The sequence below is a fragment of the Bifidobacterium sp. N4G05 genome, from assembly GCF_002742445.1.
In the GTDB taxonomy this organism is placed as follows: Bacteria; Actinomycetota; Actinomycetes; order Actinomycetales; family Bifidobacteriaceae; genus Bifidobacterium; species Bifidobacterium hominis.
In genome coordinates, this window is sequence record NZ_NJNQ01000003.1 from 74,069 (window position 1) to 89,935 (window position 15,867).

Genomic DNA, 15,867 nt, shown 5'->3' on the forward strand with positions numbered 1-15,867 from the left:
GTCGTAACCGAGCACGGTCGCACGGGAAGACGAGTCCTGGTCCGGTTGGATAACGGAGGCATCGGCGGCGGGCGCTGCAGTCCCCCACCCCAGCGCGCATGCCGTAAGCAACACCGCAATCCGATAAGCCATGGTCCTTCTTCTTCGCATAACCGTCCTCCATTCCCCTCAATCATGAATAAATGCCTTATTTACCAGATGCTACACGGCGAAAACATATTCCGACACCGACGAACATCAGGGTCGAATCCCGTCACCAGTCAGTACCGAACTACCCATATTCCATGATTCACTAAAGATATCTCTGCATCACAGCGTTCGAGAGGAGATGCCATGGAAAAGGTACCACTCTTATTGGCTGCGGAACCACACCATGAGCAGCCGAAATCTCTTGATGCAAAACGATATCCCTCTACAAAATCAGTTCACTGTTTCGAATGGTATGCGATTTCCAAAACCGAAGTTGCAATCAGGGAAGGAATCATAATGGAAAAACAAGCATTGGCAACATTGGCGACGATCACAGCAATCAGCGTCGCAATCATCACCCCGACCTCCGCACTGGCAGACGGCATGAAATACAATCAGGCAGTATATGAGGAAATAGGGATGGATAGATCGGAAGTGATTGATTGGGTCCAGGATCCGAAGCGGAATGTATACGGGAAAACCGAGGATGAGACGATGCAATATCTCATTGCGTCGACAAAGGAAGAACAAACGTCCAACATCCGAATGGATACAACAGCCGCACGCGGTTCATGGTCCAATCAATGGTTTGCTAAGGGAGGCTGGATTGCACGTAATGGCATGTGGTCGTTATCCTTACAACCCACTTGGTGGGCAGCAACGGCTACACCGACAAGATACTATTACGCAGAATCAGCATGGACAACGGTCCCTCCCCAGTTTAGCTCGAGTCGTCATTGGACGGCCTATCCAACAGCTTCAAAAATGATGAAGGAACAATTCGACTGCCATGTCAGGTATGGCAATCTCAAAACACCGTATAACCTCGAACCATCCAGAACATCGATAAGCCAAATTACCTGCAACTGAAGTAAGGACGGAATCATGCGTAGCGAGTTCCCCGGTCTGTTGTATTGCACGGGTGCATTAATCGCAGTGGCCTCTTGGTCTCTTTTTATGTTCTCGAAAAAAGTTCATCGGGAAGGCCGAACGGTATCCATCCTGCGGCTGTCCGTCATTTGGATACCGTTCCTCGTGAGTTCGGCGCTGGCTCTCGCATCGTATCCGGTTTTTGAAATGTACTCAGGATCCATGGAGCCGGATGTTATCGATTTCTACAGTCAGCCGTTCATACGGCTACTGCCGGCAGCGACCTGCATAGTGAATCTGTGCGTATCGACATGCTGCTCCATGGCCCTTGTCAGCAAGCGCAGAAAAACCGAGCATCGAAACATCTGAATCACAGCGTTCGAGAGGAGATGCCATGGAAAAACCGCTGCTTCTGCTGGCCTTGGTGCCGCTGGCCGTCGGACTGGTCCTGATATCCGTCGCAATCGGATCCAAAAAACTGGGAAGACACGCAAAAGGACTCTTTTTGCGTGTTTTCTCGGCGCTCATGGTTATTGCCGGCGCGTTGATCATCGCGAGCCAACTCGCATGACATCTCACGTTGCGGCTCGGCTTCCCGGCTATCGGCCGCGGCCATTCCACGGCTCTCTGCGTCATTACCGCAATCGCACCATCGCCGGTCTCAAGCCCATGAGACACTTGGAGCCATGACTACAGTTATCATGCACACCACTGAAGGCGACATCAAGATCGACCTGTTCGACGACAAGACCCCGGAAACCGTGGCCAACTTCCTCGGCCTCGCCACCGGCGAAAAGGAATGGGCCGACCCATTCACCGGCCAGCCGAGCCACAAGCCGTTCTACGATGGTCTGACCTTCCACCGCATCATCAAGGATTTCATGATTCAGGGCGGCTGCCCGCTGGGCACCGGCACCGGCGGTCCAGGTTACAACTTCGATGATGAAATCGTTCCTGGTCTGACCTTCGATCGCCCGTACCTGCTGGCCATGGCGAATGCCGGCCTGCGCCGCGGCATGGACGGCAAGATCCACGGCACCAACGGCTCCCAGTTCTTCATCACCACCGTGCCGACCGAATGGCTCAACGGCCATCACACCATCTTCGGCGAAGTCGCGGATGACGAGTCCAAGGCCGTTGTCGACAAGCTCGATTCCGTGGCAACCGATCGTTCCGACGCTCCGCTCGAGCCGGTCGGCATCACTTCCATCGAAGTGTTGAAGTAAGTTTCGCATCAACAAGCTTCATAGCAAAATAATGAAAAGCCCCTCACTTGAGGGGCTTTTCATTATTTCCGAGAGGATCTGCAGCAGTTCAGATGAGTCTCACGACCGCACTGATTGTGTCAGATTTTACGCAAGCGTGGTTCGGCGGAATCCTTGGCACCGGTGATACGGTACACGTCGAACACGCCTTCGATCTTACGCACTGCGGCAAGCAAAGTGTTCAAATGCTGCGGATCAGCCATTTCAAAGCTGAACTGGCTGGTGGCCACACGATCGGTACCCGTGGAAATGGAGCCGGAAATAATGTTCACACCATGATCGGAAAGCACACGCGTCACATCACTCAGCAGATGCGGGCGATCAAGCGCCTCCACTTGAATCTTGACCATGAACACGCCCTTGGTGCTGGTCCACTGCACGTCGACCACGCGTTCTGGCTGACGCTTCTGCAAGTCCATCATGTTCTGGCAGTCCACACGATGCACGGATACGCCCTGATTGCGGGTGATGAAGCCAATAATCTGGTCTCCAGGCACCGGCATGCAGCATCGGGCAAGCTTGACCCAAATGTCTCCCACGCCTTTGACGGAAATGCCCAGCGAGCTGGTGGTCTTCTTGGTGCGTTCCACCTGCTTGAGCGGCAGCGCCTCCTGTTCCACTTCTTCGTTCACTTCGTCGCTGCCCGCATCGCGAACCAAGTGCGAAATGACGTTCTGTGTGGAGATCTGCCCTTCACCGATTGCCACGAACACAGCCTCAGCATTGGCGAGATTCAACTCGTCAGCAATACCGACCAACGCTTCGGGAGTCAACAATGTTGCGATCGGAAGGTTGCGCTTGCGCATGGCTCGCGTCAGTTCATCGCGACCTTCTTCAATAGCTTCGGTACGACGTTCCTTGCTGAACCATTGGCGAATCTTGTTACGGGCTTTCGGGCTCTTCGCGAAGCTCAGCCAGTCACGAGACGGACCAGCTGATTCGGACTTCGACGTGAGCACTTCAACGGTGTCTCCGTTTTCAAGCTTGGTGTCGAGCGGCACCAAACGGCCGTTCACACGAGCACCCATGGTACGGTGACCGACTTCGGTATGCACCGCATAGGCGAAATCAATCGGTGTCGCCTCGGCAGGCAACGATACGATCTTGCCTTTCGGTGTAAACACGTAAACTTCGGAAGCACCCAGATCTTCCTTCAGAGAGCCCAGAAACTCGTTGGAATCCGGAGTCTCACTCGTCCAGGCGGCAAGCTGCTGAATCCACTTGAGATTGTCGGCTTCGCTCAACTCCTGATTCTCGCCACGCTTGCGATCGGACTTATCAGGCGAGCTCAACGCGCGACCGGCCTGACCGTTCTCCTTGTACTTCCAATGCGCGGCGATACCGAATTCCGCACGACGATGCATATCCCACGTGCGAATCTGAATCTCGACAGGCTTGCCGCCAGGGCCAACCACCGTGGTGTGCAAGCTCTGATACATGTTGAGTTTCGGCATGGCGATGTAATCCTTGAAACGACCTGGAACAGGGTTCCAACGCGCATGCACCGCACCCAACGCAGCATAACAATCCTGGATCGTATCGACGATGATGCGCACACCCACCAAATCGTAGATATTCGCAAAATCATGTCCGCGTACGATCATTTTCTGATAAATCGAGAAATAATCCTTCGGACGTCCCGTCACATACGCCGAAATGTTCTGCTCGTCAAGATCTTCGTTAATCTCAGCAAGAATCTGCTTCAAATACACGTCTCGCTGGCCCGCACGACGTGCGACAAGCACCACGATTTCGTTATAGATTTTCGGATAGAGCACTTTGAAGCTGAGCTCTTCCAATTCGGTTTTGATGGCATTCATACCGAGACGATTGGCAAGTGGCGCATACACGTCGAGCGTTTCGTGCGCTTTCTTCTGTGCGCTCGGCGTTTTGACGTAACGCCACGTACGCGCGTTATGCACGCGATCGGCAAGTTTGACGACCAGCACACGCACATCCCGGCTCATCGCGACCACCATCTTGCGGATGGTTTCAGCCTGAGCGGAATCGCCGTATTCCATCTTGGAAAGCTTGGTGACGCCATCGACCAAACCTGTCACGGTATCGCCAAACTCGGCACGGCACTCGTCAAGCGTGTAGTCGGTGTCTTCGACCGTATCATGCAGTAGGCCCGCGGCCACAACCAGCGGCCCCATGCCAAGGTCCGCAAGAATCTGCGCCACAGCCAACGGATGGATGATGTACGGTTCGCCCGACTTGCGCCGTTGTGAAGAATGCTGCTTGACTGCACGCTCATAAGCACGTTCCAGAATGCTCATATCCTCATCGGGATGATGGTATTCGCACATCTTCAGAATCGGCTCAAGCGGATCAAGCGGATTCGTGCTGATCTCGCAGCCCAACATTCGGGCAGAACGAACCTCGTGTTCAATGTCTCCCATCGTCCACCTCCTCGCTCGCAATGCTCCCTATACTACCCGTGCATCACGGTATGTCCGAGGTATCCGACCGCGTGTTGCACGGCCAGATACCCCCGAAAACCATTGTGTCGCCAGCATTTGCGGATTTTTGGCACTTATGCCTCCGCATGCTCGGTTCAGGAAGCCACGCCGGTGGATCCGAAGCCACGCTCAGCACGGTCAGATCCGGGCAACGTCTCCGCTTCGATGAACCTAGCCTCAACATAACGCTGGATGACCAGCTGCGCGATGCGGTCCCCCGGGTGGAACGTCACGGTGTGTTCCGGATCAAGATTGATCAGAGGTACCTTGATTTCGCCACGGTAGCCCGCGTCAATGGTTCCAGGTGCGTTCAACACGGTAACGCCCTGTTTGACGGCAAGACCGGACCGTGGATGTACCAAGGCCACATAACCCGCTGGAAGCGCTATCGCCACTCCCGTAGGCACCAGCGCCCTCTGGAACGGCTTCAATGTGACTTCCTCGGTGGTACGCAAATCGGCGCCGGCATCCCCGGCATGGGCATAGTACAGTTCCGCCGGTTGGTCGGGATTCAGCGACTTTACTAGAACCTCGACGTTTTCCGGCTCGTTGTATGTTTCGTCGAACGCCATCAGGCAGCGCACTCCTGACACACCGGCTGGCCATCGTCAGTGGTGTATGCGAGCTGGCTGCGATGCTTCACCAGGAAGCATTCGGAACAGATGAACTCGTCCCCCTGCATAGGAATGACGGTCACCGAAGCGTCCTCATTGCTGAGGTCTGCGCCCGGCAGCTCGTAATCCTCGGCGATGGCATTCTCGTCATCGTCCATGTCGTTGGAAGTGTTCTGGGAGCTCTTGCCCAAAGCCTGGAGCGACTCCTCGTCCTCGTCCTTGTTGCGCGGGGAATCATAATCCTGTGCCATCGAGATTCCTTTCGTCATCTATGGTGCTTATGCGCCATAGGATACATGACTTTTACCCCGCATAGGATACACGATTCGAAATACTCGTAAAATCCGACACGTGGGGCACAATAGAATAAACAGTAATTCTTGAAGGAAAGTGGTGTGTTGTGCCTGAGAATTTACTCGAGGAAGCGCGGTTCGATCATGTTAATGATGCCGGTGAACTCGTCTTTGTTTCAGGTGCCGGAAAGTTCTCTGTAAAGGTCGATGAAGCGCTTGAAAGAGCCGTTTTGGAAGCCAAGCAGATTCGTTCCGAAGTGCAGGGGAAACAGCAGACGCACACTCCGATCACCCTGCCGATTTCACAGATTCAGTCGTTGATTCGTGCCGGCGCCGATCCCGCGCGTGTTGCGGAAAGATATTCGTTGAGCGAAGCGCTCGTTCGGCGTTTCTCAGCTTCGGTCGAAACGGAGAAACAATATGCGATTGAGCAGTTCCTCGCCGTTCCGGCACCGAAAGAAAGCCGTGTACGTACGCTTTCCGAACTGATTGAACGCACATTCGCGGCGGCGCGGGTGCGTTTGGAAGACGTGACTTGGAAGGCCACCAGACTTGGCTTGGAACCTTGGAAAATCAGCGCTCAGTTCGTTTCCTCCGGCCATACTATCTGCGCGGAATGGTCGTGGAACATGCATGACAACGCCGTAAGCTGTTTGAATTCCGCTGCACGCAAACTCATCGGGGAGCAAGACACACCGAAGGAAGGACACGCCGAGAAACACGCCGACGAGAATTTCCTCGCTTCGCTGAATCTTCCGGGAAATTCCGCCCGATCGGCGCGAATCGAACAGACCGTATCGGCATGGAACACGCCTGAACCGTCCATGCCGGTGGCGCGCCCTTCAGTGGCACCTTCCGTTCCAATCATGCCAATCGGCGCGCCTAACGAATTCGACACGCCGAACACATCGAGCATGACCGCCGACGTCCCGCCGTCAAGCCAACCGGAAAACACCATGACGACAGCCGACGCCAATGCAACAGGCAATGCTCAGAACACCGTCGCGCCCACATCGGATACCGCTTCGAACACCGCAAACACGAATCAAACACCTGATCCGCACAGCCAAAACACCACCAAATCGAAGCGGCGCGCCGGACGTTCCGCCGTGCCAAGTTGGGATGAGATTCTGTTCGGCGACTGAGCCAAACCCTGCATGTTAGGCCACGTCGATCAGACAGGGGATATCGGACTCGAGCATGGTGAGCGAGCCATGCACGCTCGGCAGATGCATCGCCTTTTCCGCCTGAGTGCGGGAATCCACGATGGTGACGGCCTTCGTGGCCGATACGATCACATCACCAATCATCGGTTCGACGTGCGAGACCACAGGTCCGTACACACCCTCCGCAATCGCCTGCGATCGCGTACGCACTTGTGCCCGGTCTTCCAACACGTCACGCCACCGTGTGGCGATGTCTTCCGGGGCCTCGCCCTGTTCCGCATAGAGCATGACGCAACGCGGTTCACCGCCGACATGGGCGACGCCCTGCATGAGCCGCTGATCCTGTGCAATGTCAATCACGGATTCGGGATCAGTGGTGATCATACCGTGGTCCGCCACAATCACAATCAATGTGCCTTTGGGCACGCTGCGGCGGAGAAGGCCGAGCTGAGCGTCAACACGCTCGTACGTGCCAATCCATTTGTCGGAATCCCAACCGTAATTATGCCCGACCTTATCGGTATCACGCAGATACAGGTACGTCAGTCCGGGATTTTTCGCCGCCTGAGCCGCGACTGCGACACGCTTGCGCGGATCATCGTTGGAAATGTAGTCACTGCCACGCAAGGCAGCCTGCGTCAACGCGGAAAACGCGAATTTCGGCAATCCAGAACTGGTCACACGAACACCTTGCGCGCTTAGCTGTTCAAACATGGTCGGCTGCTGCTGCAACTCAAGCGGAGGAACCGCATTTTTGAAGGAAATCAGCTGACATATTTCACCGGTTTTCGGATTGAGCTGCGTATAGCCGGTCATACCCGTCATACCGGGGCATGTTCCCGTACCGAATGTAGACATGGCCGCGACGGTAGTGCTCGGCATGCATGTGGCGATGGGACGTTGATTGGCGGACTCGTTCATGAGGGACCGCAAGTAGGGCGCATGTCCCAGTCTCATGTTGAGGTTCCAGTAGCCGAGACCATCCACGAGCACCACGACCGCGGACGCCGCGTCCGGCAGTCCAAGCGCTTCCTGCAGACCTTTCGGGTCAGAATGAATGTCCGTTGGCATGGGGCAGCCAATGGCGTTGGAAACCGCAGGAAGTACTGACGACAGGTGCAACGCTCCCCCACGGGCCCCTTCAGATGGCATGTCATCTCCGTAGCATGCCGGTTCGGTCATGGTAAGCAGCTCTTCGTCGCTTGGCACTTCAACACTCATGACTCCTATTCAAGCACCGCGGTGGTACCGGCTGGTAACATTGCTAGGTTGATTACCATTACTTTTCCGTGAGGAGATTCACCGCATGGTGTCGCACCGCAAACCGGCAAAACCAGCCTTTGACCCGCGTACGGTCAAAGAGAACATCGTCGAAACACCGTTGAACGAGGAGATGAGCAAGTCCTTCCTCGAATACGCGTATTCGGTGATCTATGCCCGCGCATTGCCCGACGCCAGAGACGGTCTGAAGCCGGTGCAGCGCCGCATCATCTACCAAATGGGTCAGATGAACCTCAATCCGGATCGTCCGTACATGAAGTCGGCCCGTGTGGTCGGCGAGGTGATGGGTAAGCTTCACCCGCATGGCGATTCCGCGATTTATGAGGCGATGGTTCGTCTTGCGCAACCGTTTGCCATGCGTCTGCCCCTGGTAGACGGCCACGGTAATTTCGGATCCCTTGATGACGGTCCGGCAGCATCGCGTTACACCGAGGCTCGTATGGCCCAGGCTGCGCTTGGCATGAACGCGAATATCGCCGAAGATACAGTGGATTTCACACCGAACTACGACAACAAGCTGCAGGAGCCAACTGTTTTGCCTGCCGCGATCCCGAATCTGCTCGTCAATGGCGGTTCCGGCATCGCCGTTGGCATGGCCACAAATATGGCGACACACAATCTGGGCGAAGTGGTTGCCGCAGCCAAACATTTGATGCATCATCCTGACGCCACGTTGGAAGAGCTTATGCGCTATGTTCCCGGCCCTGATTGGCCGAGCGGCGGCGTGATCGTGGGACGTAAGGGCATTCGCGAAGCCTACGAGACCGGTCGTGGCGCGTTGACCACGCGTTCGGTGACGCATATTGAAAACGTGACCGCTCGTAAGAAGGCAATTGTCGTAACGGAACTGCCGTTCATGGTCGGCCCGGAACGTGTGTTGGAACGTATTTCCGAGGGTGTAAAGAATCGCAAGCTGGAGGGTATTTCCGGCGCAATCGACCTGACGGACCGCCATAACGGCACTCGTCTTGTCATTGAAATCAAAACCGGCTTCGACCCGAACGCCGTACTGGCGCAACTGTTCAAGCACACGCCGCTGCAAGACAATTTCACCATCAATAACGTAGCATTGGTCAACGGTCGCCCACACACCATGGGCTTGAAGGAAATGCTTCAGGTGTGGGTGGACCATCGCCGTGTGGTGATTCGCCGTCGTAGCGAATTCCGCAAAAAGAAGGCGCTGGAACGTCTGCATTTAGTTGAAGGCCTTCTGCTTGCGATGGTCGACATCGACGAGGTGATTCAGGTGATTCGCTCGTCTGACGATGCCGAAGCAGCAAAGACGAAGCTCATCAAAGTGTTTGATCTGGATGAGATTCAGGCACAGTACATTCTCGATTTGCGCTTGCGTCGCCTGACGAAAATGAGCCGCATCGAGCTTGAAGCGGAACGCGACGATTTAAAGCAACGTATCGAGGAGTTGGATCGCATTCTCGCCTCCGCTGAAGCTCTTGACGGCGTGGTGATCGCCGAAATGGACGAAGCTGTTGCCACGTATGGCACGCCACGTCGCACTGTGCTGTTGGATGAAGACGCTGACGGCAGGCTTGTGCCTGTTGTGGCGCATGGCGATGATGGCGTATCCGCCTCCGCTGTGGCTGCGGCACGCGCCGCAGCCACAGTGTCGTCCGCCGCCGCCGATGTCGCCGCCGCTGCAAAGGCCGCGAAGAAAGCCGGCGAAGACAATGCCGAAGCCATGGCTTTGCAGATCGACGACGAACCGTGCGCTGTGATGTTGTCGGCCACTGGTCTGATCGCACGCGCCTCCGAAGACGCGTTGGAACGTTGGGAGAATCGTTCTTCTGCCGACCAGCGTGTAAAGGATGATCAGATTATTTCGATCTTCCGCACGACCACGCGTTCCTCATATGGTTTGATCACATCTGCCGGCCGTCTGATTGTGGCGCATGTCGTGGAATTGCCGGTTATGTCTGCGGATGGTCCGCTCCATGTGACTGGCGGCGTTCGCGCCGAAGAGTTGATCGGCATGACGGAAAACACCGATCCAATTCGTGGTGAACGTGTGATCGCTGCGATCGCCATGCCATCCGCCGACGATTCCGGTGATAATACCGTAGAGCCCACTCCTCTTGCATTGGGTACGCGCAATGGTGTAGTCAAGCGTTGGAATCGCGAATCGCCCACCACCATGGATTCATGGAGTGTCATCGATTTGAAGGATGATGATGAAGTTCTGGCTGCCGCTGAAGCGCGTGACGAGGATCGGCTGGTGTTTGTATCCACCGACTCCTCTCTGCTGACGTTCGAGGCGAAGAACGTACGCCCGCAGGGACGCACTGCCGGAGGCATGGCAGGCATTCGCCTGGCTGAAGGCTGCTCAGCGGCTGCGTTCGCGGTAGTTCCCGCCAGCAAGGTGGCGTGGAATTATGAAGAAGGCGAGAATGGCCTGTTCTCCGCGTCTGGAGCTGTGGTGTTGACGGTTGCGGGCGATTCCGAAGCGTTGCCGGGTACGGAGAATGGTTCTGCGAAGGTAACCCCGTTGGAAATGTATCCGACGAAGGGCCGCGGTACCGGTGGCGTTCGTTCGCAGCGCTTCCTCAAGGGACAGGATACGTTGGTTCTCGCATTTGTGGGCGCATACCCAGTACACGCCTCCACGCAGGGCGGTGCCGGCGTGGAATTGCCGAAGCCGGATATGCGTCGAGATGGTTCTGGCACGGAGCTTTCCGCACCAATCGCCATCATCGGCTAACTTGTTTTTCATTGACAATGCCCGTATCTTGCGATGGCTGGGATCGTTTTGGTTTCGCCTGTGCTTGCAAGATGCGGGCATTGTTGTTGTCGACACGGTTCTGCCAGTGCGTCCGTTTCGTTCGCTTTGGCTCAGGCAATGTAACACCAAGCTAGCAGTAGAGCTTCATGCCTTGCGGGCTGTCGACGAAACCGGCCGCATGAAGGATCTGCCGATTCGCATTCCGTTCCTTTAACGACATACCGTTCATTTCGCTGAAACTGATGCTGCCACTGGGCTGTCGTTGCAATGCGTAGGCAAATTCGGCGCAAGCTGGTTTCAATATTGTCTCGTCAGTTACGAAGCTGACGATTTTATGACTCTTTGGCACGGCAAACAACACGGGTTCGCCTTGTCTGAGTACGATGACGGAGCCAGATCTACGTGCCGGTTTGAGGTAATCCTGTTCTGGCCAGACGATTGCGGAGCCAATAAGATTGGCGGGATCAGTCACATCGAGCGCCGCGCAGGACTGACTATGCCATTGCGTATCGCTACGAAGCGCGTCGATGGTTTCTCGCTCCGCGAATTGTGCCGCGCCGAAACCTTTCACGAACATGCCTCGGACCAGTGTGCCATGTTCTTCCATTCGTTTGAGTACTGGATAGAGTGATGAAAATCCTCCGGCAATCCGTTCCTTATCAACCAAAGGAGCGGCAATCACCCCATATCGATCCAGCAGCGAGTCGATGAGCGCCAACTTACGCTCCTCCACACTTGCTGCATGCGCCGCATCATCAATGCCGGTATCTCTGTTTTTAGACATGGCAGGCTCGATGACACTGCCTAGCGTTTTATTTGATAGAACGGTTCGCCCATCACCACAAGCTACAGCGGACCATAATCCACTCAAGCTCAATGGTGTTGGAGGACGCATGGTGACGCGCCTACGTGCAACACGACGAGGTGTGCGAACAGTTTTGCCTCCGTGTAGGAGCGTTCGTACTGGCGTGAACGAGCCGTTCGTCACTTTTCCTTGCCATACCAGTGACCATAGGGCTTCCTCGAACTGTTGCTCACCCCATGCGGGGAATATGATTTCGCCTGTTTCAGGGTTCACCTGCACTTCGGCATGCTGCTGCCAGATGGCTTTGGCTGCGGCTGAAAGCTGTTGAATGGGGAACGCTCCGCCACCGCTCAATGCTGCTAGCACGGCTTCCGGCATAGTCAATGTTTCATTATTTTTCAGTTCTTCCAATGTCGGTTCATATGGGTTGAGCAGCAAAGAACCCGCTGGATAGAAGGCGATATCACCAGCTTCTTTGGCGTTGGATCCACTCGCTTTCGAGCCGACCCATACCACATCCGATGATGAAATGAGCTCGTCGAGCATGCTGGGCTGATACTCACGCACACGTGCCGGGAATACCGTGGATTCCCATACCGAAGCGTTCAGGAACACGCCTTCCAACTGTTCGATGACACGCATCAGACCATCGACGCCTTCGTAGCGTTCACCTCCAACAGGACCGACTCCTTGACGATCAAGCAGAAAAGCCTGATAGACGCTCGGATCGACCGGTTTGACGGCTTTTCGGGCCCTGACAAGAGACAACGATCGAATACGCCGGAAAACATCTTTGTGGAGCCATTGCTGAATAGCGCTCTTTTCGGAAGTCTCACCTAAATCAGTGAACCTTCCTTTGATGAGTTCACCTCGAGCATCCAGCTCATCAAGCGCATGCACCGCTTGATCCGCGTCAACATCAAGTTCGGCAATCATCTTGTCGGAGGTGAATGGGCCATGCGTCTTGGCGTATCTCGTTACGCGCCCGTTGATATCTTCTTCGGCGAGATCATTCCAGAATGTTCGTTTGGCAAGCTCGTCTTCCACCTGTGTAACGGCTTCGGCATCCAACAACGATGCCATGTCCGTACTCCCTAAGAGCCGTTCCAGCACTTCCGGATCCATGGACAGCAATTGTGTGCTTCGTTCGGCCTGCGGCACGTCATACTGGTACATCACCGAGCCAACGAAACCAAACAGCATATTCTCCGCGAACGGAGACGGCGTTTCGGTAACCACTTCCGACACCAGTATCGTCCCAGTATTCAACCCGTTCATAATCGTGTGCAATGCGGGAAGATCATACACATCCTGCAGGCATTCGCGCGCGGTTTCCAGCAGTAGGGGAAAATTCTTACGGGTACGGGCCGCATTCAATAGTTGTGCGGCCTTCAACCTCTGCTGCCATAGCGGCACACGCTTACCTGGACGAGTGCGCGGCAGAAAAAGTGATCTGGACGCGCATTCGCGGAATCGGGCCATGTAGAGCACGCTTTCGCCAACCTGTGTCTCAACGATACGTTGCAATTCGTCCGCGTCGAACAGCAGCAGCTCATGCATCGGCAAATCGCCATAACCGTCCGGCAATCGTAGAACAATGCCATCGTCGGCCGCATACACTTGACCATCGAAACCAAACCACTGTTTGATTCGAGTGGTAATAGCCAACGCCCAAGGCTCATGCACGCGCCTACCGTATGGCGAGTGGATGATAATGCGCCAATCCCCACCTTCATCCTGACAACGTTCCACCACGAAATCACGATCCGAAGGAATCACACCGGTCGCCTCACGTTGTTCGTCAAGCAGTTTGGCAAGATTGCTTATGGCATTGCGATCAAGACCATCCCGCTTCAAACGTTGTGTGGCCTCACGGTCGAATCGCACTTCCGATACAGTTTGAACCGTATTCTGATCACCATTCTTTGCTGGTTCATGTCTGTGCAATCTTTGGCTGAGTTCGCGTGTCAAACGTCCTTGTGCCAATCCGAAACCATAATCGCGCCCGTCCTGATCCCCATGCCAGAATGGCAGGCGTGCAGTACGGCCTGGTGCGGGAACCACCACTACCCTGTCCCGTGTGATCTCTTGGATCTGCCAAGTCGAAGTCCCCAAGGTGATGATGTCTCCCACACGGGATTCGTATACCATTTCCTCATCCAGCTCACCTACCCGCCGAGGGCCCGGACCGGAGCCTTCCTCCGGAAGCACCACCGTGTACATGCCACGGTCAGGTATGGTACCGCCGCTGGTCACTGCCAAACGTTGCGCTCCTGGACGTGCGGAAATCAGTCCCGCTTCTTCGTTATATTGCAGCGGCGGGCGGAATGCGGAAAAGTCCTCACTGTTGTATGCGCCTGTCATCATGCCGATAACCGCATCGAACATGGACCGATCGAGATCTCGGAAAGGCGCGGAACGACGCACGCGGTCGTACCAATCATTCGTAGAAAGATCTTCCATGGCCGCGGCCGCAACAGTCTGCTGTGCGAGCACATCCAGAGGATTGCGGGGCATTCGTAATGGTTCTATAGCCCCTTCCCGCATACATTCCATGCTGGCTGTTATGCCAATAATCTGCTGTCGGGTTATAGGGAAGAACAACGCATGAGAGACTCCCCCGACATTGTGGTCGGCACGGCCCACTCGCTGCAATCCCGATGCGATCGACAATGGGGCAGCCACCTGAATCACTAGATCCACAGAGCCCATATCGATGCCGAGTTCCAAGCTGGAGGTGGCCACCACACAACGCAACTGGCCGCGTTTCAACTGTTCTTCGATCCGTTTGCGCCGATCTTTTGACACGGACCCGTGATGTGCCATGGCAATCACATCAACATCGTCATGCGATTCAACCAACATGGTGGTGGACCCCACCACCGAATCGTAATGTCCGGCAAATTGCTCACGGCCTTCCGGTGAGCCCAAATCACGGTGCTCACTCAAATCGGGCGCCTCCGAGCCCTGTTTCGACTCCGCATACATGTCGTTGAGCCGTGCAGTAAGCTTCTCTGCCAATCCACGCGAGTTGACGAACACCAATGTGGTTCGGTGCCGCAACACCTCATCGAGAATGGACCGTTCAAGAGCCGGCCATACCGAACCACCTGTAGCGCTAGTGTCAAGCATATTGCGCAATGGTTCCACGGTTCTCAAGTCCATAGCCGGAACAGCGCCGGGGTTCACCACCGTTACCGGTTGCGAACCTCCAAGGAACCGCGCTACTTCCTCAACGGGATTAACGGTTGCCGATAACCCTATGCGCTGCACTGGATGTCCGATCATATCGTCAAGGCGTTCAAGACTTAATGCGAGATGCGCGCCTCGCTTCGAACCCGCGACCGCATGCACCTCATCGACGATCACCGTCTCCACATCCGCCAATATGCTGCGCGCCTTGGAAGTAAGCAGCAGGAATAATGATTCCGGCGTGGTGACGAGAATATCCGGAGGATGGCTGACGATTTTTCGACGTTGTTCAGGTGTGGAATCACCGCTGCGCATAGCCACTTCAACATCGGGGACGGGCAGTCCCATCGCCTCGCACTGTTGAGCAATTCCCCGCAATGGCAATTCAAGATTCTTCGTCACATCGACGCCAAGCGCCTTCAACGGCGAAATATACAGCACTCTGACGTTACGCTTCGTTTTCTTGTGGGAACCTTTCTTCACAGTTCTTCGTTCCGCATGGCTCTCGGTTGCTGCGGTTTCGCCCTGAACGTCCACTCCTGCGGAACGCGCTCCGCCCGCCATAAGCCGGTCAAGAGCCGAAAGGAACGCACAGAGGGTTTTACCCGACCCAGTGGGCGCCACAACGAGCACGTTCTCGCCGGAATGGATGGCCGGCCACGCCTGCTGCTGGGCTTCGGTGGGCCGGTTGAACGCATGTTTGAACCATGCTTTGGTCGGCTCCGAAAACAAGTTCAAACATTCGCACATACGTTCGATTATCGCATCACCGTAAGACGTCACTCATCTTCGCCGTCAACCCATTCGAGCACTTCTCCCGGTTGACAATGCAATGCCTCGCATATGGCATCAAGCGTGGAAAACCGTATCGCCTTGGCCCGTCCGTTCTTCAACACCGAAACATTGACCGGCGTTATGCCTATAGCCTCCGCCAATTCACTGACACTCATTTTTCTTTTGGCGAGCATCACGTCAAGATTCACACGAATGGCCATA

Annotated in this window: 12 protein-coding genes; 6 read left to right on the forward strand and 6 right to left on the reverse strand. The window is 55.3% G+C overall.

The features are described 5' to 3' along the window. The first annotated feature begins 333 nt into the window (after window positions 1-333). From CE153_RS03550 to CE153_RS03560, 4 genes are all read left to right on the forward strand, one after another. Entirely contained in the window at window positions 334-1,059 is a 726-nt protein-coding gene (locus tag CE153_RS03550) for a DUF2599 domain-containing protein (protein WP_099595140.1), read from the forward strand. A 15-nt stretch (window positions 1,060-1,074) separates the two neighbouring features. Further along, window positions 1,075-1,428: a hypothetical protein gene (locus tag CE153_RS03555; protein WP_065447231.1), complete on the forward strand. Its 354-nt coding sequence runs from the start codon at window positions 1,075-1,077 to the stop codon at window positions 1,426-1,428. Window positions 1,429-1,453: 25 nt separating this feature from the next. Then, window positions 1,454-1,630 carry a hypothetical protein gene (locus CE153_RS08820; RefSeq protein WP_171842430.1) on the forward strand — a complete coding sequence of 59 codons (177 nt, stop codon included), beginning with the start codon at window positions 1,454-1,456 and terminating at the stop codon, window positions 1,628-1,630. Between the two features lie 115 nt (window positions 1,631-1,745). Next, complete coding sequence (locus CE153_RS03560; RefSeq protein WP_099571252.1) at window positions 1,746-2,285, forward strand: peptidylprolyl isomerase; 540 nt, start codon at window positions 1,746-1,748, stop codon at window positions 2,283-2,285. Between the two features lie 119 nt (window positions 2,286-2,404). Here CE153_RS03560 and CE153_RS03565 read toward each other — a convergent pair whose 3' ends face one another. The 3 genes from CE153_RS03565 to CE153_RS03575 all read right to left on the reverse strand — a co-directional run bounded on the left by CE153_RS03565 (window position 2,405) and on the right by CE153_RS03575 (window position 5,651). Further along, window positions 2,405-4,726 (reverse strand): RelA/SpoT family protein, encoded by a 2,322-nt coding sequence (locus CE153_RS03565; protein ID WP_099595141.1) that lies wholly within the window; start codon window positions 4,724-4,726, stop codon window positions 2,405-2,407. A gap of 155 nt (window positions 4,727-4,881) precedes the next feature. Next, on the reverse strand, window positions 4,882-5,358 hold the full coding sequence (dut, locus tag CE153_RS03570) for a dUTP diphosphatase (protein ID WP_065447216.1): 477 nt from the start codon (window positions 5,356-5,358) through the stop codon (window positions 4,882-4,884). Further along, window positions 5,358-5,651: a DUF4193 domain-containing protein gene (locus CE153_RS03575; RefSeq protein WP_022245122.1), complete on the reverse strand. Its 294-nt coding sequence runs from the start codon at window positions 5,649-5,651 to the stop codon at window positions 5,358-5,360. The genes dut and CE153_RS03575 overlap by 1 nt, the downstream gene beginning before the upstream one ends. Window positions 5,652-5,800: 149 nt before the next feature. Between CE153_RS03575 and sepH the strand changes: the two genes are divergently transcribed. Continuing rightward, window positions 5,801-6,838, forward strand: a complete 1,038-nt coding sequence (sepH, locus tag CE153_RS03580; protein WP_099595142.1) for a septation protein SepH — start codon at window positions 5,801-5,803, stop codon at window positions 6,836-6,838. Between the two features lie 15 nt (window positions 6,839-6,853). On the opposite strand, the gene CE153_RS03585 is transcribed toward sepH, so the two are convergent. Beyond that, on the reverse strand, window positions 6,854-8,080 hold the full coding sequence (locus tag CE153_RS03585) for an alkaline phosphatase family protein (protein ID WP_180753389.1): 1,227 nt from the start codon (window positions 8,078-8,080) through the stop codon (window positions 6,854-6,856). A gap of 85 nt (window positions 8,081-8,165) precedes the next feature. On the opposite strand from CE153_RS03585, the gene CE153_RS03590 reads away from it, so the two are divergent. Next, on the forward strand, window positions 8,166-10,853 hold the full coding sequence (locus tag CE153_RS03590) for a DNA gyrase/topoisomerase IV subunit A (RefSeq protein ID WP_099595144.1): 2,688 nt from the start codon (window positions 8,166-8,168) through the stop codon (window positions 10,851-10,853). A 151-nt stretch (window positions 10,854-11,004) separates the two neighbouring features. Here CE153_RS03590 and CE153_RS03595 read toward each other — a convergent pair whose 3' ends face one another. Then, on the reverse strand, window positions 11,005-15,621 hold the full coding sequence (locus CE153_RS03595; RefSeq protein WP_180753390.1) for a DEAD/DEAH box helicase: 4,617 nt from the start codon (window positions 15,619-15,621) through the stop codon (window positions 11,005-11,007). A gap of 29 nt (window positions 15,622-15,650) precedes the next feature. Then, window positions 15,651-15,866 carry a helix-turn-helix domain-containing protein gene (locus tag CE153_RS03600; RefSeq protein ID WP_099595146.1) on the reverse strand — a complete coding sequence of 72 codons (216 nt, stop codon included), beginning with the start codon at window positions 15,864-15,866 and terminating at the stop codon, window positions 15,651-15,653. Window position 15,867: the final 1 nt, after the last annotated feature.

What these genes read in the sequence shown, in the direction of transcription:
- CE153_RS03565 (WP_099595141.1), bottom strand. Translation starts at nt 4,726, where the DNA reads ATGGGAGACATTGAACACGAGGTTCGTTCTGCCCGAATGTTGGGCTGC.
- CE153_RS03550 (WP_099595140.1), top strand. Translation starts at nt 334, where the DNA reads ATGGAAAAGGTACCACTCTTATTGGCTGCGGAACCACACCATGAGCAG.
- CE153_RS03600 (WP_099595146.1), bottom strand. Translation starts at nt 15,866, where the DNA reads ATGGCCATTCGTGTGAATCTTGACGTGATGCTCGCCAAAAGAAAAATG.
- CE153_RS08820 (WP_171842430.1), top strand. Translation starts at nt 1,454, where the DNA reads ATGGAAAAACCGCTGCTTCTGCTGGCCTTGGTGCCGCTGGCCGTCGGA.
- CE153_RS03555 (WP_065447231.1), top strand. Translation starts at nt 1,075, where the DNA reads ATGCGTAGCGAGTTCCCCGGTCTGTTGTATTGCACGGGTGCATTAATC.
- dut (WP_065447216.1), bottom strand. Translation starts at nt 5,358, where the DNA reads ATGGCGTTCGACGAAACATACAACGAGCCGGAAAACGTCGAGGTTCTA.
- CE153_RS03590 (WP_099595144.1), top strand. Translation starts at nt 8,166, where the DNA reads ATGGTGTCGCACCGCAAACCGGCAAAACCAGCCTTTGACCCGCGTACG.
- CE153_RS03575 (WP_022245122.1), bottom strand. Translation starts at nt 5,651, where the DNA reads ATGGCACAGGATTATGATTCCCCGCGCAACAAGGACGAGGACGAGGAG.
- CE153_RS03585 (WP_180753389.1), bottom strand. Translation starts at nt 8,080, where the DNA reads ATGAGTGTTGAAGTGCCAAGCGACGAAGAGCTGCTTACCATGACCGAA.
- CE153_RS03560 (WP_099571252.1), top strand. Translation starts at nt 1,746, where the DNA reads ATGACTACAGTTATCATGCACACCACTGAAGGCGACATCAAGATCGAC.
- CE153_RS03595 (WP_180753390.1), bottom strand. Translation starts at nt 15,621, where the DNA reads ATGTGCGAATGTTTGAACTTGTTTTCGGAGCCGACCAAAGCATGGTTC.